Source organism: Variovorax boronicumulans (assembly GCF_019352895.1).
Lineage (GTDB): Bacteria > Pseudomonadota > Gammaproteobacteria > Burkholderiales > Burkholderiaceae_C > Variovorax > Variovorax boronicumulans_A.
Genome location: NZ_JAAAFX010000009.1, coordinates 939,125 through 963,987, shown reverse-complemented (window position 1 = coordinate 963,987; position 24,863 = coordinate 939,125). Strand labels below are relative to the sequence as shown.

The following is a 24,863-nucleotide window of genomic DNA, read 5'->3' as shown; positions in this document are numbered from 1 at the left end:
GGCACGTCAGCGTCTGACCTGCAGCGCGCCCGGGTTCACGATGTTCGTGGGGTTGCCGCGAATGAAGCTCACGACGTTGTCGAAGGCCTGCCCGAAGTACTGCTCGTAGCTGTCCTGCTCGACATAGCCGATGTGCGGCGTGCAGATGCAGTTCTCGAGGCGCAACAGGGCATGGCCCTGCAGCGGCGGTTCGCTCTCGAACACGTCGATGGCGGCCATGCCGGGCCGCCCGCGGTTCAGGGCTGCCAGCAGGGCATCGGGTTCGACCAGTTCGGCGCGCGAGGTGTTGACGAACAGGGCCGTCGGCTTCATGCGCGACAGGTCCTCCAGCGTCAGAATGCCGCGGGTCTCGTCGTTGAGCCGCAAGTGGATGGTCAGCACGTCGGCGGCCGCGAAGAAGGCCTCCCGGCTGGCGGCGACCTGAAAGCCGTCCGAACGGGCCTGGCTGCGGCTCTGTTCGCGGCCCCAGATCAGCACCTGCATGCCGAAAGCCTGCCCATAGCGCGCGACCATGCGGCCGATGCGCCCATAGCCCCAGATGCAGAGCGTCTTGCCCTTGAGCACCGAGCCCAGCCCGAAGTTGGCCGGCATGGAGGCCGACTTGAGCCCTGCCTGCTGCCAGGCCCCGTGCTTGAGGTTGCTGATGTACTGGGGCAGGCGGCGCATCGCCGCCATGATCAGGGCCCAGGTCAATTCGGCCGGTGCCAGCGGTGAGCCGCTGCCTTCGGCCACGGCCACGCCCTGCTCGGTGCACGCGCCGACGTCGATGTGGCTGCCCACGCGGCCGGTCTGCGAGATCAGTTTGAGCTTGGGCAGCTTCTCGATCAGTTGCCTGGAGATCTGGGTGCGCTCGCGGATCAACACGATCACGTCGGCATCCTTGAGCCGCACCGACAGTTGGCCGACGCCCCTGACTGTGTTCGTGTAGACCTTCGCCGCGTAGGCATCGAGTTTGGCCGCGCATTGCAGTTTGCGCACCGCATCCTGGTAGTCGTCAAGAATCACAATGTTCATGGCGTGCCATTGTGCCTCGCGTCATCCGAAAGCACGCGCATGCCATGACATCGACGACCCGTAACGGAATGCACAGGGGCGTGGCGCTGCGCGCCGAAGGCCCCTGTCCCACTGTCGTGGGGCTCAGTGCAGTGCGTGCGGCTTGTGCATGTTCTCTGCGGCCTCGAGTGCGGCCAGGCGGTCGAGTTCGGCGCAGACATCGGCCAGACGACCCGAGATCACCACACGCCCGGCGCGGCGGCCCGGCTGCTGCGCGTCGACCGTGCGCACCACGCGCAGCGGACGCGTGACGCGCGACGTGCCGGTCGCCGTGTGCGGCGCTTCGTTGGCCTGTGCCGCGCACGAGGGCCGTACCGCCACATAGCGCAGGTCCGAGTGAAGGTCAATGCCGCCACTGCGGCGTGCACGTTGCGCCGGCATCCAGCGGGCAGCCAGCGATTGCAGCGGCGAGAGCAGATCCACGAAAGTGAGTAAAACGAATCCCATGCGAACTCCAGAAGTCAGAGGTTGAACACAGGCAGGATTGCGTCGATCCAGCTGCGACAGGGTGATGGCCTCTCGCCATACGCCCGCCACCTGTCGCAGCCGTTTGTCTTGGATGTGTTTGAAAAAACTACATCAGCATCGTGTTGCGGATGAGCCCGACGGCCAGGCCTTCGATCTCGAAGGGCTCGCCGGGTTGAACCACGATGGTGGGGTAGTCGGGGTTCTCGGCATGCAGCTCGATCACCAGCTTGTTGCGCTTGAGCCGCTTCACGGTGACCTCGTCGCCGAGCCGGGCCACGATGATCTGGCCGTTGCGGGCTTCCTTGGTGGACTGCACGGCCAGCAGGTCGCCGTCCATGATGCCGGCGTCGCGCATCGACATGCCGCGCACCTTGAGCAGGTAGTCGGGCTGGTGCTGGAACAGGGTGTTCTCGACGTAGTAGGTCTGGTCCACATGTTCCTGGGCCAGGATCGGCGAGCCGGCAGCCACGCGGCCGACCAAAGGCAGGGCCAGTTGCGCCATGCCCGGCAGGGACAGCGAGAACTGGTTGTCGCGGGACTGGTTGAGCGAGCGCAGCGCATCGCCCTTGAGCCGGATGCCGCGCGACGTGCCGCTGAGCAGTTCGATCGCGCCCTTGCGCGCCAGGGCCTGCAGGTGCTCCTCGGCGGCATTGGCGGATTTGAAACCGAGTTCGGTCGCGATTTCGGCGCGCGTCGGCGGCGCCCCGGTCCGGGCGATGGTGGCGCGGATCAGGTCCAGAATCTGCTGCTGACGGGCGGTAAGCTTGGCGGCGAACTGCATGGTGAATCTCCTTGGTACTGTCTGTATATCCAGTGCCTGTATTTTTAAACAGTTTTCTGGACTTTGCAAGCCATGGTGACAAAAAGTGAAGCAAGCCCCTGCGTGGTGGTGCTGGGAACCGGCGGCACGATCGCCGGGCAGGCGGCCTCCGCGGGCGACAACCTGGGTTATGTCGCGGGGCAGATCGGGGTCGAAGCGCTTGTGCAGCAGCTGGCGCTGCCCGACGGACTGACGCTGAAGAGCGAACAGGTCGCCCAGCTCGACAGCAAGGACATGGACTTCTCGGTGTGGCAGGCGCTGGCGGCGCGCTGCAGCCACTGGCTCGCGCGCGACGACGTGGCCGGCGTGGTGATCACCCACGGCACCGACACGCTCGAGGAAACGGCCTTCTTCCTGCAATCGGTGCTGGCGCCCACCAAGCCCGTGGTGCTGACCTGCGCCATGCGCCCGGCCACCGCGTTGGCACCCGACGGACCGCAGAACCTGCGTGATGCGATCGCGGTGGCCGCGACGCCCGGCCCGCATGGCGTGATGGCCGTCTGCGCCGGCACGGTGCATGGCGCCTTCGACGTGCAGAAGGTTCACACCTACCGGCTCGACGCCTTCGCTTCGGGCGATGCCGGCCCGCTGGGCTACGTGGAGGAGGGGGCGGTTCGATGGCTTCGCACCGGGCCGGACAACGACCGCGAGGCGGCCCGGCGGTTGGCGTGCGTGCTGCGGACCGATGTCGCGGACTGGCCGCGCGTCGAGATCCTCACCAGCCACGCTGGTGCTGGAGGGCGCCTGGTCGAGGCCCTGCTGCAGGAACGCCGCTCAGGCGTTGCGCAGGCCGTGCAGGGCCTGGTGCTGGCGGCCACGGGCAATGGCTCGCTGCATCAGGGACTGGAGAGTGCGGCCTTGACGGCGCAGGAAGAGGGCGTGGCGGTGGTGCGTGCCACGCGTTGCTGCGAAGGCCGGATTCTCGCCACCCCGCAGGCCGTGCTGCGCGATGCCGGCGCGCTCACGCCGGTGAAGGCGCGCATCGCATTGATGCTGGCGCTCCTGCTGGCCATGCCGGGGGCGTGACGCCGTCCGGCGAATCGAGCCCTTGCCCGATCAGTTGCCGAGGGCGGCCAGCGCGCGCTGGGTGATCTCGTCGACCGTGCCGACGCCGCTGATGGCGCGGTACTTGGGCGCAAGTGCCGGCTCGGCCTTGGCCCAGGCGGCGTAGTAGTCGACCAGCGGACGGGTCTGCTGGCTGTAGACGTCGAGCCGCTTGCGCACGGTCTCTTCCTTGTCGTCTTCGCGCTGGATCAGTTCCTCGCCGGTCGCATCGTCCTTGCCTTCGGCCTTCGGCGGATTGAACTTGACGTGGTAGGTGCGGCCCGAGGCGGGATGGGAGCGGCGGCCGCTCATGCGCTCGATGATGTCGCCAAAGGGCACGTCGATCTCGAGCACGTAGTCGAGCTTGACGCCGGCCGCGCGCATGGCATCGGCCTGCGGCAGGGTGCGCGGGAAGCCGTCGAACAGGAAACCGCTGGCGCAATCGGGCAGCGCGATGCGCTCCTTCACCAGGTTGATGATCAGGTCGTCGCTGACCAGCGCGCCTGCGTCCATCACGGCCTTGGCCTGCAGGCCCAGCGGCGTGCCGGCCTTCACGGCGGCGCGCAGCATGTCGCCGGTGGAGATTTGCGGAATGTTGTATTTGCGGCAGATGAAAGCGGCTTGCGTGCCTTTACCTGCGCCGGGGGCGCCCAACAAAATCAGTCTCATGGTGTCCTCGGACGGTTCTTAGATTTCTGTCACGTCGTGCACGCCAAAGCGGCCCTCTGCAAGACGGAATTGCGTCGAGGATAGCATGCGTTTTTCGTGACGAAATGCCGCGCGGGACAGGGACTCAGCCGCTGGCGAAGAGGGCGCGCACGCGCGCCAGGTCCTCCGGCGTGTCGACGCCCGGGCCCGGGTTGTCCGCGCTGACGTGCACCGCGATGCGGAAGCCGTGCCACAGCGCACGCAACTGTTCCAGCGCCTCGGTGCTTTCGACCGGTGCCGGCGGCAGGCTCGGAAAACGCCGGATGAAGCCGGCGCGGTAGCCGTAGATGCCGATGTGACGCAGCGGCGCCGGGTCGCGCGGCAGGGCCGGCGCGCCTTCGAGCGTCGCGCCGTCGCGCCAGCAGGGAATCGGCGCCCGGCTGAAATAGAGCGCGTGGCCGCGTGCGTCGAGCACCACCTTCACCACGTTGGGATTGGCGAACTCCTCGGTGCTGCCGATCGGGTGGGCGGCCGTGCTCATCACGGCTTCGTCCTGCGCCGCCAGCACCCTGGCCACGGCGTCGATCAGCGCGGGGTCGATCAGCGGTTCGTCGCCCTGCACGTTGACCACGATGGCGTCGTCGGCCAGCGCGAGCCGGGTGCAGGCCTCGGCCAGCCGGTCGCTGCCGCTCGGATGGTCGGTGCGCGTGAGCAGGGCTTCGACGCCATGCGCGGTGCAGGCGTCGACGATGCGGCGGTCGTCCGCCGCCACCACCACACGCGACGCACCCGAGGCGCGCGCCCGTTGCGCGACGCGCACGACCATCGGCAGGCCGCCGATGTCGGCCAGGGGCTTGTCGGGCAGGCGTGTGGAGGCGAGCCGCGCCGGGATCAGGACGGTGAAGGGGACGTGCATGGTGACGACAGGAGAAAGGTGCGAAGACCGGAGGGCCGCGGCGCCGCGGCGGCCTTCAGAGGCCGAGTTCTTCGTCGGAGAGCGTACGGGCTTCGTTTTCGAGCAGCACGGGAATGCCGTCGCGCACCGGATAGGCCAGGCGCGCGCTGCGCGAGACCAGTTCGCGCTTGTCGGCATCCCATTGCAGCGGCCCCTTGGTCACGGGGCAAACGAGCAGTTCAAGAAGCTTGGTGTCCATCGAGCGATGATAGCTGCGCATCCAGTGCCGCGAGGAAGGCCGGCTCGGGCGTGAAGCGCAGCGGCACGGCCAGCGCATCGGGTTGGTGGCGCCAGAGCTTCACGGCGTCTTTCTCGGTGCACAGCACCGTGGCCCGTGCCGCCGGAACCGGCGCCCAATCCTCGAAGTCATGGTGGTCGGGCAAGGCGATGCAGGACGACGGTGCCAGGCCCTGCCCGCGCAGCATCTCGAAGAAGGCCTCGGGCTTCGCGATCGCGGCAACCGCGATCAGCGGGCGGTCGCGCAAGGTCGACAGCGGCACGGACGTGCCGTCGCTGCGCCGCGCCACGTCGGCCAGCGCGCGCCTTGCCGTGTAGCCCGCGAAGGCCGGGTGTGCGCCGGTGTGCAGCACAAGGTCGGCAGGGCGCGGCCAGTGCTCGCGCAGGGGGCCGGCGGGCAGCAGCCAGCCGTTGCCGATGCCGCGGTCGTCGAACACGCAGATCTCGATGTCGCGCGCCAGCCCCAGATGCTGCAGGCCGTCGTCGCTGACGAGCACGCGGACCGCCGGGTAGGCCGCGCGCAGCGCCCGCGCGGCCTCGATCCGGCGGCGTGCCACGAACATCGGCGCGCCGGTCGCGCGCCGCACCAACGCCGGCTCGTCGCCCACGTCGCGCGGATCGCTGTCGGCGCGGACTTCGCGGCAGTCGTCGGTGCGGCGGCCATGGCCGCGCGAGATCACGCCGACCGCCATGCCGCGCGCCTGGAGATGCTGCACGATGGCCATCACCACGGGTGTCTTGCCCGCGCCGCCGGCCACCACATTGCCCACCACGATCACCGGCACGTCGATGCGCTCGGTGGCGAGCCAGCCGAGCCGGTAGAGCGCGCGCCGCAGCGCCGCCAGCGCCCAGAACAGCAGCGAGACGGGCCACAGCAGGCACGCGAGCGGGCCGCGCTTGCGCCAGGCGCGCTGCAGCGCCAACTCAGCGCCCCGCCTGCGCGGTGGATTGGGTGGCGAAGGTGATCTGCATCAGGCCGGCACGGCGCGCAGCCTCCATCACCGTGATCACGGTCTGGTGGGCGGCACTGGCATCGGCACTGATGATCACGACGGCCTCGCGGTTGCCGCCGGTCGCGGCGCCCAGGGCGGCCGTGACCGTCTCGACGCTGCGGTCGGGCAGCACGTTGCGGTTGATCGAATAGCGGCCGTCGGCCGACACCGCGACGATCACTTCCTTGGGATGGTCGCGCTGTGCATCGACGTCGGCCACCGGCAGGCGCAGCGGCATCTCGGTGAACTTGCTGTAGGTGGTCGAGAGCATCAGGAAGATCAGCACCACCAGCAGCACGTCGATGAAGGGGATCAGGTTGATCTCCGGCTCGTCGCGCGAACCGTGGCGAAAGTGCATGCGGCCGGGCTTCATCGCGTCACTTGCGCAAGGCGTTGAGATGCCGGGCGAAGCGCTCCCCGGCGAGCTCGAGGTTCATCAGGTACGCGTCGACGCGCGTGCGGAAGTAGCGCCAGAAGATCAGCGTGGGAATGGCCACGATCAGGCCGAAGGCCGTGTTGTAGAGCGCGATCGAGATGCCGTGCGCGAGCTGGGCCGGGTTGCCGGAGCCGACCGCGCCGCCGGCCGGCGACTGCGCGCCGAAGATCTCGATCATGCCAATCACGGTGCCGAGCAGGCCCAGCAGCGGCGCGGCCGAGGCGATGGTCGCCAGCGCCGGCAGCCAGCGCTCCAGCCGGTGCGCCACGGTGCGGCCCGAGGCCTCCATGGCCGCGCGCAGCTCGTCCTCGGCGCAATGCGGATTGGCGTTGAGCGCGCGAAAACCGGCGGCGAGCACCTCGCCGAGCGCCGAATTCTGTTCGAGCTTGGCCACCACGTCGGGGCCGGGGACCGTGTTGCGCGAGACCGTGATGGCCTCGTCGAGCAGCTTGGGCGGGATCACGCGAGAGGTTTTGAGGCTGCTGAAACGCTCGATCACGAGCGCCAGTGCGAGCACCGAACAGGCGAGAAGCGGCCAGATGGGCCAACCCGCAGCAACTATGATGGAAAACAAGGAATCCCTCCGGCCCGTGGACTGCAAATGCGCGGCGATTATCACCGAGCGGCGTGGCGCGGCGGCGGTCGTCCGGCTGTAGGCAGCGACGCACAGTTTCTGTGGATAACTTTGTGATTAACTGCGTGGGCAGCGGGCCCCAACCCGCATGAACAGGCCCTGTCATTGATTCGACTTAATTTTGAGCAGCTATTTCTTCTTTCAAATCAATGAGTTGCACCACAAGCTGTGCGTGCCGGGGTGGTCTTTTGGTCGGGCACGACCGCAAGAGGCCGACTGTGGAAGAGTGACGCCGTCCAGCGCGCGCGCGGCATGAGCGGGCGCGAAAATTCCCTGGGGGCCGGACCGCGGATCTGGGCCGTTGGCGCGCTGTGCCATGCGGTCGCCGATGCGCTCGATGCGCGCTTCAATCCGGTCACGGTGCGTGGCGAGATCTCGGGCTTTTCGCGGGCTGCCAGCGGGCATTGCTACTTCTCGCTGAAGGACGCCAGCGGCCAGTTGCGTTGCGCCATGTTCCGGCGCGCGGCAGGCCTGATCGACTTCTCGCCGCGCGAGGGCGACCAGGTCGAGGTACGCGGCCGGCTGGCGGTCTACGAACCGCGTGGCGACCTGCAACTCATCGTCGAGAGCCTGACGCGCGCGGGGCAGGGCGCGCTGTTCGAGCAGTTCCTCCAGCGCAAGGCGATGCTCGAGGCCGAGGGCCTGTTCGACCCGGCGCGCAAGCGTGCGCTGCCGACCCTGCCGCGCGCCATCGGCCTGGTTACCTCGCTGGGTGCGGCCGCGCTGCATGACGTCGTGACCGCGCTGCGCCGGCGCGTGCCGCACATCCAGGTGGTGCTCGCGCCGGCGGCGGTGCAGGGCGCCGCGGCGCCGGCCGAACTGGTGCGTGCGTTGCGCGCGCTCTACGCGATGCCTGCGCCGGTCGACGTGATCCTGCTGGTGCGCGGCGGCGGCTCGATCGAAGATCTCTGGGCCTTCAACGACGAAGCGCTGGCCCGGACCATCGTCGAGAGCCCGGTGCCGGTGATCAGCGGCATCGGCCACGAGACCGACTTCACCATCGCCGATTTCTGCGCCGACCTGCGCGCGCCCACGCCCACGGCAGCGGCCGAACTGGTGTCGGCGCCGCGCGATGTGTGGCTGGGCGCGCTGGACCTGATCGAGCAGAAGCTGCGCGATGCGGTCGGCGGGCGCCTCGATGCGCTCGGCCAGCGGCTCGACCTCGCGACCGGCCGCATGGGCCGGCCTTCGACTCTGGTGCTGCGTCAGCAGATGCGCCTGACGCACCAGGCCCAGCGGCTGCGCTACGCCGTGGCCGCGCAGCGCGAGCGTCTGGCGCTGCGCCAGCAGGCCGTGCAGCAGGCGTGGCCGACCGCCTGGAAAGACGGCACGCGCGCGCAGGCCGAGCGGCTCGACCGGCTGGCGGCGCGGCTGCGCCTGCTCGATCCGGCGCAGGTGCTGCAACGCGGCTATGCCTGGCTCGAGAATGCGCAGGGCCAGGCCCTCACGAGCGTCGCGCAAGCGCAGCCCGGCGAGGCGCTGCGTGCGCGTCTGGCCGACGGCACCCTGGACCTCACCGTGACACCGGCCACGACGCGGCGTCCGCCGACGCAGGGGCATTGAATCCTTTCTAGAATCCTTGAGTCCTTCAACCAACCCACGAGCAAAAAATATGGAACACGTTCTTCCTCCTCTCCCGTACGCACTCGACGCGCTGGCGCCCGAGTACTCGAAGGAAACCCTCGAGTACCACTACGGCAAGCATCACAACGCGTACGTCGTGAACCTGAACAACCTGCAGAAGGGCACCGAGTTCGAGTCCCTGACGCTCGAAGAGATCGTGAAGAAGGCCAGCGGCGGCATCTACAACAACGCCGCCCAGATCTGGAACCACACCTTCTTCTGGAACTGCATGAAGCCGCAAGGCGGCGCCGCTCCGACCGGCGCGCTGGCCAAGGCCATCGACGCCAAGTGGGGCAGCTACGACGCCTTCAAGGAAGCCTTCGTGAAGTCGGCCGTGGGCAACTTCGGTTCGGGCTGGACCTGGCTGGTGAAGAAGGCCGACGGCTCGGTCGACATCGTGAACACCGGCGCTGCCGGCACGCCGCTGACCACCGCCGACACCGCACTGCTGACCGTCGACGTCTGGGAACACGCCTACTACATCGACTACCGCAACCTGCGTCCGAAGTTCGTCGAGACTTTCCTGGCCAAGCTGGTCAACTGGGAATTCGCCGAGAAGAATTTCGGCTGATCGCCCGCGGATGCCTTCGGGCAAGCCATGAAAAAGCCGGCTCGCAGCCGGCTTTTTTGATGGTGCCCGCGCGCCTCAGCGCCGCACCTGGAAGGGCGCGCCCGTGAGCTTGGTGCCCTTCTTGATGTTCTTCTTGGCGAACCAGCCCTGGTTCATCTCGAGCACATAGCGCACCGGCTCGTCCGAGCAGTGCGAGTCGAGCGTCAGCGGCTGCATGTCGACCAGGTTCACGATGCGCCCATCGTCCGCCACGAAGGCCGCGCTCAGCGGCAGCAGCGTGTTCTTCATCCAGAAGCACTGGGTGCTGGGTTGCTCGAACACGAACAGCATCCCCTCGGCCTGGGGCATTTCCTTGCGGTACATGAGGCCGGTCTGCTGTTGCTGGGGCGTGAGGGCGACCTGGGCGTCGATCTGGTACATGCCGGCCGAGATCCGGGTGCGCTGCAGGTCCATCTGCGGATCCTGGGCGAAGGCGGAGGTCGTGGACATCCAGAGCGCGAGAAGCCCCGAGAGGAGGGCGGGGAGACGCAATGACATGGAATCAGCTTTCTTCTTTCTGACGATCAAACCGAAGCGTAGCAATTGCGAGCGCGCTCTGCCTGACGGGGACCGGACGCGGGCGAAAAAAAAAGCGCTCCGAAGAGCGCTTTTTTTCAATCGACCGGGGTCGATCAGTTAGGCGTGCCGCCTTGGGTCGACTTGCGCTTCACGCTGCCGTCCTTGGCGCGGCGACGGTTGTCGCGCGTTTCAGCGCGCTTTTCGCCGGCCGTAGCTGCCTTGTCGGTGCCGATGGCGCCGCCTTCAGGCGTCTTGTTGATGTCGCCACCAGCACCGGCCTTGACCTGGCCTGCGGGCTTGGATGCGACCTTGGCATCGGCACGTGCCTGGGGCTTGGTGTTGGTCACAGCCGACTGTTCAGCCGACGCGCCGGGCGGATTCTGAGCGTAGGCGCCCGCTGCGAAAAGGCCGGCGATCATGACTGCGAGAGCTTTGTTCATTTAGGAATTCCTCGAGAAGTTAGATGAAGACGCCTTCCGCCCAGCAGAAGGTCTGCAAACAACGAAGCCAATCCGGCCGCGGTTGACAGCGCCTGCGATTTCATTGCCTGCGTTTAAAATTCTACGGCCTTTATGCGGTCATTCCGCGCCGCCATTTCAGCGCTGAGAATTCCTTCAGCCATCAACGTTCCCCGGGAGCCCCTCCGCCCATGTCCACCTACCAGCACATCACCGTCCCGACCGAGGGTCAAAAGATCACGGTCAACGCCGACAACACGCTGAATGTGCCGGACCAGCCGATCATTCCGTTCATCGAGGGGGACGGCACCGGCCGTGACATCACGCCGGTGATGCTCAAGGTGGTCGATGCGGCCGTCGCCAGGGCCTACGGGGGCCAGCGCAAGATCCACTGGATGGAGGTGTTTGCCGGCGAGAAGTCGACCAAGATCTATGGCCCCGACGTCTGGCTGCCCGAGGAGACGCTGCAGGCGGTGCGCGACTACGTGATCTCGATCAAGGGCCCGCTGACCACGCCGGTCGGTGGCGGCATCCGCTCGCTCAACGTGGCGCTGCGCCAGCAGCTCGACCTGTACGTCTGCCTGCGCCCGATCCAGTACTTCAAGGGCGTGCCCAGCCCGGTGAAGGAGCCCGAGAAGACCAACATGGTGATCTTCCGCGAGAACTCCGAGGACATCTACGCCGGCATCGAGTTCGAGGCCGAGAGCGACAAGGCGAAGAAGCTCATCAAGTTCCTGCAGGAGGAAATGGGCGTCCACAAGATCCGTTTCCCCGACACCTCGGGCATCGGCGTGAAGCCGGTCTCGCGCGAAGGCACCGAGCGCCTGGTGCGCAAGGCGATCCAGTACGCGATCGACAACGGCAAGCCCTCGGTCACGATCGTGCACAAGGGCAACATCATGAAGTTCACCGAAGGCAGCTTCCGCGACTGGGCCTATGGCCTGGCGGCCAAGGAATTCGGCGCCGAGCTGCTCGACGGCGGCCCCTGGATGCGCTTCAAGAATCCCAAGACCGGCAAGGACATCACGATCAAGGACAGCATCGCCGACGCCTTCCTGCAACAGATCCTGCTGCGCCCGGCCGAGTACTCGGTGGTCGCCACGCTCAACCTCAACGGCGACTACATCTCCGACGCGCTGGCGGCCCAGGTCGGCGGCATCGGCATCGCGCCCGGCGGCAACCTGAGCGACACGGTCGCGATGTTCGAGGCCACGCACGGCACGGCACCCAAGTACGCGGGCAAGGACTACGTCAACCCCGGGTCGGAGATCCTGTCGGCCGAGATGATGCTGCGGCACATCGGCTGGAAGGAGGCCGCCGACCTGATCATCAGCGCGCTGCAGAAATCGATCGCCAGCAAGCGCGTGACCTACGACTTCGCCCGCAACATGGAAGGCGCGACGCAGGTCAGCTGCTCGGGTTTCGGGCGGGAGATGATCGAGAACATGTGAGGCCGGCCCCCCGGCCACACGCGTTTTCCTGACCGCCGACAAGGCGCGGTCGCCCTTCCTCCGGCAAGCTCATCGGACACCCGAACGGCGGGCGTGCCCGGCAAGCGGCGACAATTGCAAATTCCGGTGAAAACCGGTGAACACACAGACCATACGAATCAAGGATGTAGGCGCATGAGCACGACGCAACCAACCATCATCTATACGCTGACCGACGAAGCCCCCGCGCTCGCGACCCGCGCATTCCTGCCCATCGTGCGCGCCTTCACGGCGCCCGTGGGCATTGACGTGACCACCAGCGACATTTCGGTGGCTGCCCGCATCCTGGGCCAGTTCCCCGATGCGCTGACCGACGCCCAGCGCGTGCCCGACAACCTCGCCGAGCTGGGCCGTCTGACGCTGCTGCCGGACACCAACATCATCAAGCTGCCGAACATCAGCGCCTCGGTGCACCAGCTGACCAGCGCCATCAAGGAGCTGCAGGCGCGCGGCTACAAGATCCCCGACTACCCGGAAGATCCCAAGACCGACGAGGAAAAGGCCGTCCGCGCCAAGTACTCGAAGTGCCTGGGCAGCGCCGTGAACCCGGTGCTGCGCGAAGGCAACTCGGACCGCCGCGCACCCAAGGCGGTCAAGGAATACGCCCGCAAGAACCCGCACAGCATGGGCGAATGGAGCATGGCTTCGCGCACCCACGTGGCGCACATGAAGCACGGCGACTTCTATCACGGCGAAAAGTCGCTCACCATCGAGAAGGCGCGCGACGTCAAGATGGAACTGGTCACCAAGGGTGGCAAGACCATCGTGCTGAAGCCCAAGGTGTCGCTGCTCGACGGCGAGATCATCGACAGCATGTTCATGAGCAAGAACGCCTTGCTGGCGTTCTACGAGCACGAGATGGAAGACGCGCGCAAGACCGGCGTGATGTTCTCGCTGCACGTCAAGGCCACCATGATGAAGGTGTCGCACCCCATCGTGTTCGGCCACGCGGTGCGCGTGTTCTACAAGGAAGCCTTCGAGAAGCACGGCAAGGTGTTCGACGAGCTGGGCGTGAACGTGAACAACGGCATGGTCGACCTGTACACGAAGATCGAGACGCTGCCTTCGAGCAAGAAGGAAGAGATCATCCGTGACCTGCACGCCTGCCATGAACACCGCCCCGAGCTGGCGATGGTGGATTCGGCCAAGGGCATCACCAACCTGCACGCACCCAACGACGTGATCGTCGACGCCTCGATGCCGGCCATGATCCGCATCGGCGGCAAGATGTGGGGCGCCGACGGCAAGCCCAAGGACACCAAGGCGGTGATCCCGGAGAGCACCTTCGCCCGCATCTACCAGGAAATCATCAATTTCTGCAAGACCAACGGCAACTTCGACCCGGTGACCATGGGCACCGTGCCGAACGTGGGCCTGATGGCGCAGCAGGCCGAGGAATACGGCTCGCACGACAAGACCTTCGAGGTGTCGGAAGCCGGCCAGGCCAACATCGTCGACCTCGCCACCGGTGAAGTGCTGCTGTCGCAGGACGTGGAAGCCGGCGACATCTGGCGCATGTGCCAGGTCAAGGACGCCCCGATCCGCGACTGGGTCAAGCTGGCCGTCACGCGCGCCCGCAACTCGGGCATGCCGGCCCTGTTCTGGCTCGATCCGTACCGCCCGCACGAAGCCGAGATGATCAAGAAGGTGCAGAAGTACCTGAAGGACCACGACACCAAGGGCCTGGACATCCAGATCATGTCGCAGGTCCGCGCCATGCGTTACACGCTGGAACGCGTGATCCGCGGCCTGGACACCATCTCGGTGACCGGCAACATCCTGCGCGACTACCTGACCGACCTGTTCCCGATCATGGAACTGGGCACCAGCGCCAAGATGCTGTCGATCGTGCCGCTGATGGCCGGCGGTGGCATGTACGAGACGGGCGCGGGCGGTTCGGCCCCCAAGCACGTCAAGCAGCTGGTCGAGGAAAACCACCTGCGCTGGGATTCGCTGGGCGAGTTCCTCGCGCTGGCCGTCTCGCTGGAGGATCTGGGCCTGAAGACCGGCAACGCGCAGGCCAAGGTGCTGGCCAAGACGCTGGACACCGCCACCGGCAAGCTGCTGGACACCAACAAGAACCCGTCGCCCAAGACCGGTCAGCTGGACAACCGCGGCAGCCAGTTCTACCTGGCGCTGTACTGGGCCCAGGAACTGGCCGCCCAGACCGACGACAAGACGCTGCAGGCGAAGTTCGCCGGCCTGGCCAAGGCGCTGGCCGACGGCGAGCAGAAGATCATTGCCGAACTGCAGGCCGTGCAGGGCAAGTCGGTCGACATCGGCGGCTACTACCTGGTCGACGAGGCCAAGTGCGACGCCGTGATGCGCCCCAGCGAGACGCTCAACGCGGCGCTCGCAGCGGTGCACGGCTGATCCCGATCGCCGACGCGCGCCTCCCGGCCCTGTGCCGGGCGGGGCGCCGGCCCGATCCCGCCCCGGCGTCCGCAAGGATGCCGGGGTTTTTTCTTTGCGCAGAACGCAATTTGTGCGCTTCGCCGGCCCTTGTTTTCTCCGAAACCCGCCACCAATTCCTCTGGCGTCGGCATGGCGCTTGCTCGCTCGATAGAATGATTTTCATGGCAACCAGAATCCCCTCCAAACCCACCACGCCACCGGCCCAGAAGCCGGGTCGGGGTGACGGCGATGCAGTCGTCCTGGAGCGCCGGCCGCAGAAGACCGCCCCGCCACAGATGTATCAAGTGGTGATGCTCAACGACGACTACACCCCGATGGAGTTCGTGGTGGTCGTCATTCAGGAATTTTTCAACAAGGACCGCGAGACGGCGACCCAGATCATGTTGAAGATCCACCTCGACGGCCGTGCCGTCTGCGGTGTGTACTCGCGCGACATGGCCGCCACCAAGGTCAACCAGGTGATGGAGGCGGCGCACCAGGCCGGCCACCCATTGCAATGTGTCAGTGAACCGGTTGAATAAATCGGACTCTGACCCATTTGAGAAGAAGTTATTTACAGCAAGGCAAAAGGAAATCTCATGATTGCCCAGGAACTGGAAGTCAGCTTGCACATGGCCTTTGTCGAGGCCAGGCAACAGCGCCACGAGTTCATCACGGTGGAGCACCTGCTGCTCGCTTTGCTGGACAACCCGAGCGCTGCGGAAGTACTGCGGGCCTGCTCGGCCAACGTCGACGACCTGCGCGCGTCGTTGACGAATTTCATCAAGGACAACACGCCCCAGGTGGCAGGGACCGACGACGTCGACACCCAGCCCACGCTCGGGTTCCAGCGCGTGATCCAGCGCGCCATCATGCACGTGCAGTCCACCGGCAACGGCAAGAAGGAAGTCACCGGCGCCAACGTGCTGGTCGCGATCTTCGGCGAGAAGGATTCGCACGCGGTGTACTACCTCCACCAGCAAGGCGTGACCCGCCTCGACGTGGTGAACTTCATTGCCCACGGCATCAAGAAGAGCGATCCGCCGGAAGCCGCCAAGGGCAACGCCGAGTCGCCTTCGAACGAGGGCGAGGAGGGCGGCAACGAGAAGAGCGAGAAGGCCTCGCCGCTCGAGCAGTTCACCCAGAACCTCAACCAGATGGCCAAGGACGGCAAGATCGATCCGCTGATCGGGCGCGAGTATGAGGTCGAGCGCGTGATCCAGATCCTGTGCCGCCGGCGCAAGAACAACCCGCTGCTGGTGGGTGAGGCCGGCGTGGGCAAGACCGCGATCGCCGAGGGCCTGGCCTGGAGGATCACGCAGGGCGACGTGCCCGAGATCCTGGGCGAAGCGCAGGTCTACTCGCTCGACATGGGCGCGCTGCTGGCTGGCACCAAGTACCGTGGCGATTTCGAGCAGCGCCTCAAGGGCGTGCTCAAGTCGCTCAAGGACAAGCCGAACGCGATCCTGTTCATCGACGAGATCCACACGCTGATCGGCGCGGGCGCCGCATCGGGCGGCACGCTGGACGCATCGAACCTGCTCAAGCCGGCGCTCTCCAGCGGCCAGCTCAAGTGCATCGGCGCGACCACCTTCACCGAGTACCGCGGCATCTTCGAGAAGGATGCGGCCCTGTCGCGTCGCTTCCAGAAGGTCGACGTGGTCGAGCCGACGGTGCAGGAAACCGTCGACATCCTCAAGGGCCTGAAGTCGCGCTTCGAGGAGCACCATGGCGTGAAGTACGCGGTGGCGGCCCTGCAGGCCGCGGCCGAATTGAGCGCCAAGTACATCAACGACCGTCACCTGCCCGACAAGGCGATCGACGTGATCGACGAGGCCGGTGCGGCCCAGCGCATCCTGGCGCCGAGCAAGCGCAAGAAGACCATCACCAAGGCCGAGGTCGAGGAAATCGTGGCGAAGATCGCGCGCATTCCTCCCGCCAACGTCTCCAACGACGACCGCGGCAAGCTGCAGACGCTCGAGCGCGACTTGAAGAGCGTGGTGTTCGGCCAGGACAAGGCCCTCGAAGTGCTGGCTTCTGCGGTCAAGATGGCGCGTTCGGGCCTGGGCAAGGGCGACAAGCCGATCGGCTCCTTCCTGTTCAGCGGCCCCACCGGCGTCGGCAAGACCGAAGCCGCCAAGCAGCTGGCCTACATCATGGGCATCGAGCTCATGCGCTTCGACATGTCGGAGTACATGGAACGCCATGCGGTGAGCCGGCTGATCGGCGCGCCTCCGGGCTACGTCGGTTTCGACCAGGGTGGCCTGCTGACCGAGGCCGTCACCAAGAAGCCGCACGCGGTGCTGCTGCTCGACGAAATCGAGAAGGCGCACCCGGACATCTTCAACGTGCTGCTGCAGGTCATGGACCACGGCACGCTGACGGACAACAACGGACGCAAGGCCGACTTCCGCAACGTCATCATCATCATGACGACCAACGCGGGTGCCGAGACCATGAACAAGGCGACCATCGGCTTCACCAACGCCCGTGAATCGGGCGACGAGATGGCCGACATCAAGCGCCTGTTCACGCCCGAGTTCCGCAACCGCCTGGACGCGACCGTGAGCTTCAAGGCACTGGACGAAACGGTCATCCTGCGGGTGGTCGACAAGTTCCTGCTGCAGCTCGAGACGCAACTGGCCGAGAAGAAGGTCGACGTTACCTTCACCGACGCGCTGCGCAAGCACCTGGCGAAGAAGGGCTTCGATCCGCTGATGGGCGCCCGCCCGATGCAGCGCCTGATCCAGGACACGATCCGTCGTGCACTGGCCGACGAGCTGCTGTTCGGACGCCTGCAGGACGGCGGCCGCCTGACGGTGGACATCGACGACAAGGACGAAGTCCAGCTCGACATCCAGCCGCTGCCGAAGAAGGAAGGCCGTGGCGCCAAGCCCGAGCCTGAAGAGGCCGCGGCGGGCTGAGCATCCCGTCTGGCATGACGGCCAAAGGCCGGTAGCATCACGCTGCCGGCCTTTTTCTTTGGGCGTCCGTGGTGCCGGCCCGCCATCCCTTCTACCGGCAGCACTTCAGCCTTGATCCTCCCCCAACTCAGCCAGGAATGGAAAACCGGCCTCTCCCTGGCGTGGAGCGGCTACATCGCGGTGCTGTCGATCTGGATCGTGCTGCAGAAGCGTGCGCCGGTGTCCACCATGAGCTGGATCCTGTCGATGGCGCTGCTGCCCTTCGCGGGATTCCTGGTCTATTACTTCCTCGGACCGCAGCGCCTGAAGAAGCAGCGGCTCAAGCGGCTGCGCAGCCGGGCCATCGCCCAGGCGCCGGCCGACATCGCGCTGCTGCGCGAAGGGGCGGAGAAGGCGCCGCCCGCACTGCGGCACATGGCGGCGCTGAGCACGGCCGCCTGCGGCATCCCGGTGTCGAGTGCCACCGATGTCCAGCTGCTGTCGGGCGGTGCCCGCACCTTCGACGCGATCTTCGAGGCGGTGCGCGCGGCGCGCCACCATGTCCACCTCGAGTACTACATCTTTGAACCCGACCGCATCGGCACCGCGCTGCGCGACCTGCTGATCGAGCGCGCGCAGCAGGGCGTGACGGTGCGGCTGCTGCTCGACGCGCTGGGCTCCAAGCGCATCGGCCGCAAGTTCATGGCGCCCATGCACGCGGCCGGCATCCACGTCGCGCTGTTCCACGACACGCGCATCGGCCGCCGGCTGCGGCCCGTGACCAACTACCGCACCCACCGCAAGATCGTGGTATGCGACGGGCACGTGGGCTTCACCGGGGGTGTGAACATCACCGACGAGGAAGACCGGCGCACCCAGCCCGACGCCTACCACGACGTGCACCTGCGCATCGAGGGCAGCGCGGTGCGCTGGCTGCAGACCACCTTTCTCGAGGACTGGAGCTACGCCACCGGCGAGAGCGCGCGCCGCGTGGTGGACGAGTCGCTCGAGCACATGCTGCCGCGCATGACGGCCGGCGAGATCCCCACGCAGATCGTGACCAGCGGCCCCGACAGCCCGCTCGAGGCGATCCACCGGATGCATGTGGAGGCCATCCACTCGGCCAGCCAGCGCGCCTGGCTGACCACGCCGTACTTCGTGCCCGGCGAGCCCGCGCTGATGGCGCTGACCAGCGCTGCGTTGCGCGGTGTCGACGTGCGCCTGCTGGTGCCGCGCCGCAGCGACTCGGCCATCGTGAGCGCGGCCGCGCGCTCGTACTACGACGAGCTGATCACGGCGGGCGTCAAGGTCTGGGAGTACAAGGCCCGCATGCTGCATTCCAAGACGCTGGTGGTCGACGACCATTGCGCGATGATCGGCACCGCCAACTTCGACAACCGCAGCTTCCGACTCAACTTCGAGGTGATGGCGGTGGTCTACGGTCCGGCCCTGGCGCGCCCGCTGGCGGCCCAGTTCGAGACCGACCTGCACAGCGCGGCGTCGGTGCGCCTGAACCGGCCGCAGACCTTCCCGCGCCGACTCGGCGATGCGGTGGCAAGGCTGTTCTCGCCCTTGTTGTGAGCCTCAGTCCTCGTAGCGTCGCCTGACTTCGCGCGCCACCTGCGCGCGTGGCCGCAGGCAGGAGCCGCCGAGCCAGACCGCCTTGACCTCGCCACGCGCATCGCGCTCGAGCCGTGCGGGCTCGCCATGGCTCGCATAGCCGCTGGCCAGGCTCATCACGGCGCGGTCCTTGCCCAGCACCGTGAGTTCGGTCGCGTCGGTGAAGGGCGCGGCCAGCGTCGGCGAGACGGCGAACACCTTGTCGCGCATGGGGACCAGGTCGATCGGCCCCCAAAGATTCCACCAGCGACCCGACCAGGCCCGGGTGCGGGCGCTGGGTGCGCCATGGGTGGCGAAGCGCTGGAGGATCTGGAGGATGCCGTCGACCCAGGGCCAGGCAAAGCCGTCGATCGAGTTGGTCAGCACCGAGATCGTCAGTTGCTGCTGCGGCACCGCGCAGGTCCGCGTGATGTAGCCCTGCAGGCTGCCGGAATGGCCGAACCAGTCCCAGCCGGGGATCCCGTTGCCCTGCATCACGCCGAGGCCGTACCAGCCGGGCACGGTGGTGTGGGGCGCTTGCCAGTGGCGTTGCAGCATGTCGTGGCGGCTTTCACGGCTGAGCACGCTGCGCCGGGCCTCGGGCGCCAGCTGCCCATAGAAATGCGCCAGGTCGGCCGCGGTGCTGACGATGCCGGCAGCGGCGGCCATGGCATGCGTCGGCATGTCGCCGGGGATCACCACGCGATGTCCGAGCAGGGCCTTGCCGCTGTGCCCCGAGGCCAGGCCGAGCCGCTCGCCGGGCACGGCATCGGCCCGGGTGTTCGTCAGGCCCGCCGCGTCGATGATCTCGCGCTGGAGCCAGTCGACGTAGGGTTCGCCGCTCAGCTTCTCGACCAGCAGGCCCAGCAAGGCATAGCCGTGGTTGGAGTACTTGAAGCGCGTGTTGGCGGGCAGCACCGCGGGCTGTGCCAGCTGCTCCATCAACGCGGCCGCGTCGAGAAAGGGCCGGCGGTCGACGAACTGTCCGCTGTCGGCGCCGTCGCGCGTGACGCCCGCGCCGTGCGAGAGCAGCTGCGCGATGCGGACCTTCGCGATCTCGGGATGCAGCCCATCCAGGTGCTCACCGATCCGGTCGTCCAGCTGCAGCCGCTCCTGTTCGCGCAACTTGAGGATGCCGGCAGCGGCAAAGGTCTTCGAGTGCGAGGCGGCGCGGAACCGGTGGCGGGTCGTGAGCGCCGCGCCGGTGGAGATGTCGGCCTGGCCCAGCGCCAGGTCGAGCACCGTGCGCTCCTTGTGATGGATGGCGACGGCGCACCCGGGACGCTCCGTGACCTGCATCTGGAGTGCCATCCAGGTCGGGATGTAGTCGATCGCCGCTTTGAGCCAGGGGTCCATGTGTCGTCTCCTTTTGGCGGCGATTCTGCCCGGGCGGCCAATGAAAGTATTCTCCTTGTCTTTGCACGACCGCTGACTCCGCATCCTCATGGCCTCCCACACCTTCCTTTGGCACGACTACGAAACCTTCGGCGCCGTGCCGCGCCGCGACCGGCCCTCGCAGTTCGCCGCCATCCGCACCGATGCCGAGCTGAACGAAGTCGGCGAGCCGCTGATGCTCTATTGCCAGCCTGCGCCCGACTACCTGCCCAGCCCCGAAGCCTGCCTGATCACCGGCATCACGCCGCAGCTCGCGCTCGAGCGTGGCGTACCCGAACACCAGTTCGCGGCCGAAGTCGAGCGCGTGTTCTCGCAGCCCGGCACCATCGGCGTGGGCTACAACACCATCCGCTTCGACGACGAGGTCACGCGCTTCCTGTTCTGGCGCAACCTGATCGACCCCTATGCGCGCGAGTGGCAGAACGACTGCGGCCGCTGGGACCTGCTCGACGTGGTGCGGCTGACCTATGCGCTGCGCCCCGAAGGCATCACGTGGCCGAAGAAGGAAGACGGCAAGCCCAGCTTCAAGCTCGGCGACCTGGCGCGTGCCAACGGCCTGCTGCACGAAGCGGCGCACGACGCGCTGTCCGACGTGCGCGCCACCATCGCGCTGGCGCGGCTGATCCGCGACCGACAACCCAAGCTGTTCGACTTCGCCTTCGGCCTGCACCGCAAGGACCGGGTGGCCAACGAACTCGGCCTGCCCGCGACGCGCGAGACCGCGCGGCCCTTCCTGCACGTCTCGGGCATGTTCCCGGCCGAGCGGGGCTGCCTGGCCGTGATGTGGCCGCTGGCCAGCCACCCGACCAACAAGAACGAACTGATCGCCTGGGACCTGGCGCACGATCCGTCGGAACTGCGCGACCTCGACGTCGAGACCCTGCGGCTGCGCCTGTTCACCCGCAGCGCAGACCTGCCCGAAGGCGTGACGCGGCTGCCGGTCAAGGGCATCCACCTGAACAAGTCGCCGATGGTGGTGGGCAAGCTCCGGACGCTGGCGCCGGCCATGGCCGAGCGCTGGAACATCGACCTCGAGGCGGCCCTGCGCAACGCCGAGATCGCGGCCGGCCTGCCCGACATGAGCGCGATCTGGCCGCAGGTGTACGCACGGCCCAAGGAGGCCACGCCCGACGTGGACGAGGATCTGTATGGCGGCTTCGTGGGCAACGCCGACCGGCGGCGGCTCAACCAGTTGCGTGAACTGGCACCGGCCGCGCTCGCGCAGGCCCGCACCGGCTTCGACGACCCGCGGCTCGAGGAGATCTTCTTCCGCTACCGCGCGCGCAATTTCCTCGACACGCTGACCGAGGAAGAGGCCGAGCGCTGGGAGGCGCACCGCGCGGCGCGGCTGCTCGAAGGCGAGGGCGGGGCGCGCAACGTCGACCAGTTCTTCGCCGAGATCGACACCGCGGCCGAAACGGCCGACGAACAAGGCGAGGAGTTGCTGGGCCTGCTCTACGAGTACGCCGAGGCGATCGCGCCGTCGCTCTGAAGCGCGTGCCTCACATCGAGGCTTCGAGCATCTCGCGGTAGTCGTCGCGCGTCGCGAGGCGCGGGTTGGTCTTGTGGCAGTGGTCGGCCATCGCGCCGTCGATCACCTTGTCGAACAGGTCGGGCGTCACGCCCACCTCGGCCAGGCCGCCCGGCAGGCCCAGGCGCCGGCTCATGTCGCGGATCGCATCGCCCAGGTCGCCGGCCGAGTCGAGGTTCATCGCGCGCGCCATGCGCTGCAGGCGCTGCTCCTTCTGCACCGACTCGGCGCCGGCATTGAAGCGGATCACAACCGGCAGGAACAGGGCGTTGAGCGTGCCGTGGTGCAGGCGCGGGTCGACCCCGCCCAGGCTGTGGCTCAGCGAATGCACGCAGCCCAGTCCCTTCTGGAAGGCCATCGCGCCCTGCATCGAGGCGCTCATGAGGTTGAGCCGCGCCTCGCGGTCGCTACCGTCCCTGGTGGCGCGTTCGATGTGGCCCCAGGCGCGCTCCAGGCCGTCGAGCGCGATGCCGTCGGCCGGGGGGTTGAAGGCCGCCGACATGAAGGTCTCCATGCAGTGCGCGATCGCGTCCATGCCGGTGGCGGCCGTGAGCCGGGGCGGCAGGCCGAAGGTGAGCTCGGGGTCGCAGATCGCCGCCTTGGGCAGGATGTGCCAGCTGTGGAAGCCCAGCTTGCGGTGGTCGTCCACGATGATGATCGCGCCGCGCGCCACCTCGCTGCCGGTGCCGCTGGTGGTTGGCACCGCGATCAGCGGCGCCACGTTCTCGGTGATCTTGGGCGAGCCGCCCTCGATGGTCGCGTAGGTCTTGAGCGGCCCTTCGTGCGTGGCGGCGATGGCCACGCCCTTGGCGCAATCGATGGCCGATCCGCCGCCCACGGCGATCAGCCCGTCGCAGCGGCCCGATCGATAGAGTTCGACCGCGGCGCGCACCGCTGCCTCGGTGGGGTTCGAAGGCGTGGCGTCGAACACCGACACCTCCAGGTCGCCGAGCGCGTCCAGCGTGGTCTGCAGAATGCCCGCGGCGCGCACGCCGGCGTCGGTCACGATCATCGGGCGGTTCATGCCCACGCGCGCGCATTCGGCGCTCAGCAGGCGGATCGCGCCGAATTCGAACTGGATCTGGGTCAGGTACTGGATGAGGGCCATGGCAAGTGCTTGGGGAGCGGTACGATTTGGAGGCTTGAATCTAGCAACAGGACGCCATCTTGCCCATGAACAAAACCCTTGCCGTTGTCACGGCGGGAACACCTTTCTTCTCTGCCTCGCCGTGCCGGAGGGGCGCATGCTGACCCCGAAGATGGCCAGCGTGGTCGAGCGCATGGCGCGCGCCGGCCATCCCTCGATGGCCACGCTGACCGCGGCCGAGGCCAAGGCCGCTTACGAGAAGGGCGCCGGCGTGCTCGAGGTGCCCAAGCCCGCGCTCGCGCGCATCGAGGACTTCACGATCGCCGCGCGCGACGGCTTCGCGCTGCCGGCCCGGCTCTATGCGCCCTCGGACGCGGCGCTGCCGGTGCTGGTGTACTTCCATGGCGGCGGCTTCACCGTCGGCAGCATCGCCACCCACGACACGCTGTGCCGCGTGCTCGCGAGCCGCAGCGGGTGCGCGGTGGTCTCGATCGACTACCGGCTCGCGCCCGAACACAAGTTCCCGACCGCCTCCGACGATGCCTGGGATGCGGTGCAGTTCGTGGCCCGCGAGGCGGCTTCCCTGGGCCTCGACGGGGGCCGGCTCGCGCTCGGCGGCGACAGCGCGGGCGGCACGCTGGCGGCGGTGTGCGCGGTGATGGCGCGCGATGCGGGCGTGCCGGTCGCGCTGCAGTTGCTGTTCTACCCGGGCACCACGGCGCACCAGGACACGGCCTCGCACGAGCGCTTCGCCTGCGGGCCGCTGCTCGACGAGGCGCTGATCAGCTGGTTCTTCGGCCAGTACGTGCGCAGCCCGGCCGACCGCGACGACTGGCGCTTCGCGCCGCTCAACGCCGAGGACGTGGACGATGTCGCGCCGGCCTGGATCGGCCTGGCCGAGGCCGACCCGCTGGTCGACGAGGGCATCGCCTATGCTGACAAGCTGCGCGCCGCCGGAGTCCCGGTCGACCTGGAGATCTACCGCGGCGTGATCCACGAATTCGTCAAGATGGGCCGCGCCGTGCCCGAGGCGCTGCAGGCCCATGCCGATGCCGCCAACGCCCTGAAAGAAGCCCTGAACCCATGACCGAAACACTCTCCCGCGCCGACTTCCGCTTCTTCCACCGGCTGCGCGTGCGCTGGGCCGAAGTCGACATGCAGAAGATCGTCTTCAACGCCCACTACCTGATGTACTTCGACACCGCCATGTCGGACTACTGGCGCGCACTGGCCTTGCCCTACGAGGCCTCGATGGAATCGCTCGAAGGCGATCTCTACGTGAAGAAGGCGACCATCGAATTCAACGCCTCGGCGCGCATGGACGACGCGCTCGACGTGGGCATGAAATGCGTGCGCGTCGGCACCTCGTCGATCGTGTTCCGCGGCGGCCTGTTCCGCGGCGACGAGCTGCTGGTCACCAGCGAACTGGTCTATGTCTTCGCCGACCCGGCCACGCAGACCTCGCGGCCGGTGCCCGATGCGCTGCGCGCGATCTTCAGCGCCTACGAGGCGGGCGAGACGATGTTCACGGTCGAGACCGGCGACTGGCAGGCGCTGGGCAGCGGCGCGGGCGCGATCCGGCGCGCGGTGTTCGTGCAGGAGCAGCGCATCCCGGAAACGCTCGAATGGGACGAACACGACGCGACCGCGCTGCATGCGGTGGCGCGCAACCGGCTGGGCCGGGTGATCGGCACCGCGCGCCTGCTGAGCGAGGCGCCCGGCGTGGGCCGCATCGGGCGCATGGCGGTGCACCGCAACCTGCGCGGCGGCGGCCAGGGCGCCGCGGTGCTGCGCGCGCTCGAGGCTGCGGCCAAGGCGCGTGGCGACCGCGAGATCACGCTGCATGCGCAGCGCAGCGCCGAGGGCTTCTACGGGCGCCTGGGCTACGCGCCGCACGGTGCGCCCTTCGAAGAGGCCGGCATCGCCCACATCGAGATGCGCCGCACGCTCGACTGAAGAAAGAGAAG

The 24,863-nt window shown here is 67.5% G+C and carries 24 protein-coding genes; 11 read left to right on the top strand and 13 right to left on the bottom strand.

What is annotated here, in order from left to right:
• Window positions 1-6: 6 nt before the first annotated feature.
• From K0H49_RS23595 to lexA, 3 genes are all read right to left on the bottom strand, one after another.
• Window positions 7-1,014: a D-2-hydroxyacid dehydrogenase family protein gene (locus tag K0H49_RS23595; protein WP_219217751.1), complete on the bottom strand. Its 1,008-nt coding sequence runs from the start codon at window positions 1,012-1,014 to the stop codon at window positions 7-9.
• Window positions 1,015-1,137: 123 nt separating this feature from the next.
• Window positions 1,138-1,500, bottom strand: a complete 363-nt coding sequence (locus tag K0H49_RS23590; protein WP_219217748.1) for a hypothetical protein — start codon at window positions 1,498-1,500, stop codon at window positions 1,138-1,140.
• 127 nt (window positions 1,501-1,627) lie between these two features.
• Window positions 1,628-2,302, bottom strand: a complete 675-nt coding sequence (lexA, locus tag K0H49_RS23585; protein WP_219217744.1) for a transcriptional repressor LexA — start codon at window positions 2,300-2,302, stop codon at window positions 1,628-1,630.
• Window positions 2,303-2,374: 72 nt separating this feature from the next.
• On the opposite strand from lexA, the gene K0H49_RS23580 reads away from it, so the two are divergent.
• The gene (locus K0H49_RS23580) at window positions 2,375-3,367 is read left to right on the top strand and encodes an asparaginase (protein ID WP_219217742.1); all 993 of its coding nucleotides are present in this window, start codon (window positions 2,375-2,377) and stop codon (window positions 3,365-3,367) included.
• 30 nt (window positions 3,368-3,397) lie between these two features.
• Here K0H49_RS23580 and adk read toward each other — a convergent pair whose 3' ends face one another.
• From adk to K0H49_RS23550, 6 genes are all read right to left on the bottom strand, one after another.
• A complete protein-coding gene (gene adk, locus K0H49_RS23575; protein WP_219217740.1) occupies window positions 3,398-4,054 on the bottom strand; it encodes an adenylate kinase in 657 nt (218 codons plus the stop codon).
• 124 nt (window positions 4,055-4,178) lie between these two features.
• Window positions 4,179-4,949, bottom strand: a complete 771-nt coding sequence (gene kdsB, locus K0H49_RS23570; RefSeq protein ID WP_219217728.1) for a 3-deoxy-manno-octulosonate cytidylyltransferase — start codon at window positions 4,947-4,949, stop codon at window positions 4,179-4,181.
• Between the two features lie 55 nt (window positions 4,950-5,004).
• Window positions 5,005-5,187, bottom strand: a complete 183-nt coding sequence (locus K0H49_RS23565) for a Trm112 family protein (protein WP_219217725.1) — start codon at window positions 5,185-5,187, stop codon at window positions 5,005-5,007.
• A complete protein-coding gene (gene lpxK, locus K0H49_RS23560) occupies window positions 5,168-6,148 on the bottom strand; it encodes a tetraacyldisaccharide 4'-kinase (RefSeq protein WP_219217709.1) in 981 nt (326 codons plus the stop codon). Before lpxK ends, K0H49_RS23565 begins: the two co-directional genes overlap by 20 nt.
• A 1-nt stretch (window position 6,149) precedes the next feature.
• Window positions 6,150-6,575 carry an ExbD/TolR family protein gene (locus K0H49_RS23555; RefSeq protein WP_219217706.1) on the bottom strand — a complete coding sequence of 142 codons (426 nt, stop codon included), beginning with the start codon at window positions 6,573-6,575 and terminating at the stop codon, window positions 6,150-6,152.
• Between the two features lie 19 nt (window positions 6,576-6,594).
• Window positions 6,595-7,227: a MotA/TolQ/ExbB proton channel family protein gene (locus tag K0H49_RS23550; RefSeq protein WP_219217703.1), complete on the bottom strand. Its 633-nt coding sequence runs from the start codon at window positions 7,225-7,227 to the stop codon at window positions 6,595-6,597.
• Between the two features lie 312 nt (window positions 7,228-7,539).
• Between K0H49_RS23550 and xseA the strand changes: the two genes are divergently transcribed.
• Window positions 7,540-8,850, top strand: a complete 1,311-nt coding sequence (gene xseA / locus K0H49_RS23545) for an exodeoxyribonuclease VII large subunit (protein WP_219217701.1) — start codon at window positions 7,540-7,542, stop codon at window positions 8,848-8,850.
• Between the two features lie 49 nt (window positions 8,851-8,899).
• Window positions 8,900-9,481, top strand: coding sequence for a superoxide dismutase (locus K0H49_RS23540; RefSeq protein ID WP_183023644.1), 582 nt, complete (start codon window positions 8,900-8,902; stop codon window positions 9,479-9,481).
• Between the two features lie 75 nt (window positions 9,482-9,556).
• Here K0H49_RS23540 and K0H49_RS23535 read toward each other — a convergent pair whose 3' ends face one another.
• Window positions 9,557-10,018, bottom strand: a complete 462-nt coding sequence (locus K0H49_RS23535) for a DUF192 domain-containing protein (RefSeq protein WP_219217699.1) — start codon at window positions 10,016-10,018, stop codon at window positions 9,557-9,559.
• Between the two features lie 134 nt (window positions 10,019-10,152).
• Complete coding sequence (locus tag K0H49_RS23530; protein WP_183023646.1) at window positions 10,153-10,479, bottom strand: cell envelope biogenesis protein TolA; 327 nt, start codon at window positions 10,477-10,479, stop codon at window positions 10,153-10,155.
• Between the two features lie 209 nt (window positions 10,480-10,688).
• Here K0H49_RS23530 and icd point away from each other — a divergent pair, with 209 nt between their 5' ends.
• From icd to cls, 5 genes are all read left to right on the top strand, one after another.
• A complete protein-coding gene (gene icd, locus K0H49_RS23525) occupies window positions 10,689-11,948 on the top strand; it encodes an NADP-dependent isocitrate dehydrogenase (RefSeq protein ID WP_219217697.1) in 1,260 nt (419 codons plus the stop codon).
• Between the two features lie 174 nt (window positions 11,949-12,122).
• Entirely contained in the window at window positions 12,123-14,360 is a 2,238-nt protein-coding gene (locus K0H49_RS23520) for an NADP-dependent isocitrate dehydrogenase (protein WP_219217695.1), read from the top strand.
• 203 nt (window positions 14,361-14,563) lie between these two features.
• The gene (clpS, locus tag K0H49_RS23515) at window positions 14,564-14,923 is read left to right on the top strand and encodes an ATP-dependent Clp protease adapter ClpS (RefSeq protein ID WP_183023649.1); all 360 of its coding nucleotides are present in this window, start codon (window positions 14,564-14,566) and stop codon (window positions 14,921-14,923) included.
• A 57-nt stretch (window positions 14,924-14,980) separates the two neighbouring features.
• Window positions 14,981-17,305, top strand: a complete 2,325-nt coding sequence (gene clpA, locus K0H49_RS23510; protein WP_219217693.1) for an ATP-dependent Clp protease ATP-binding subunit ClpA — start codon at window positions 14,981-14,983, stop codon at window positions 17,303-17,305.
• A 111-nt stretch (window positions 17,306-17,416) separates the two neighbouring features.
• A complete protein-coding gene (gene cls, locus K0H49_RS23505) occupies window positions 17,417-18,865 on the top strand; it encodes a cardiolipin synthase (RefSeq protein ID WP_219217682.1) in 1,449 nt (482 codons plus the stop codon).
• Window positions 18,866-18,868: 3 nt separating this feature from the next.
• Here cls and K0H49_RS23500 read toward each other — a convergent pair whose 3' ends face one another.
• Window positions 18,869-20,239 (bottom strand): serine hydrolase domain-containing protein, encoded by a 1,371-nt coding sequence (locus K0H49_RS23500; protein ID WP_257625094.1) that lies wholly within the window; start codon window positions 20,237-20,239, stop codon window positions 18,869-18,871.
• 88 nt (window positions 20,240-20,327) lie between these two features.
• Here K0H49_RS23500 and sbcB point away from each other — a divergent pair, with 88 nt between their 5' ends.
• The gene (sbcB, locus tag K0H49_RS23495; RefSeq protein WP_219217680.1) at window positions 20,328-21,770 is read left to right on the top strand and encodes an exodeoxyribonuclease I; all 1,443 of its coding nucleotides are present in this window, start codon (window positions 20,328-20,330) and stop codon (window positions 21,768-21,770) included.
• 10 nt (window positions 21,771-21,780) lie between these two features.
• Here sbcB and K0H49_RS23490 read toward each other — a convergent pair whose 3' ends face one another.
• The gene (locus K0H49_RS23490) at window positions 21,781-22,917 is read right to left on the bottom strand and encodes an iron-containing alcohol dehydrogenase (RefSeq protein WP_219217668.1); all 1,137 of its coding nucleotides are present in this window, start codon (window positions 22,915-22,917) and stop codon (window positions 21,781-21,783) included.
• Between the two features lie 136 nt (window positions 22,918-23,053).
• On the opposite strand from K0H49_RS23490, the gene K0H49_RS23485 reads away from it, so the two are divergent.
• Window positions 23,054-23,983, top strand: coding sequence for an alpha/beta hydrolase (locus tag K0H49_RS23485; RefSeq protein WP_257625093.1), 930 nt, complete (start codon window positions 23,054-23,056; stop codon window positions 23,981-23,983).
• Entirely contained in the window at window positions 23,980-24,852 is an 873-nt protein-coding gene (locus K0H49_RS23480; RefSeq protein WP_219217666.1) for a YbgC/FadM family acyl-CoA thioesterase, read from the top strand. The genes K0H49_RS23485 and K0H49_RS23480 overlap by 4 nt, the downstream gene beginning before the upstream one ends.
• Window positions 24,853-24,863: the final 11 nt, after the last annotated feature.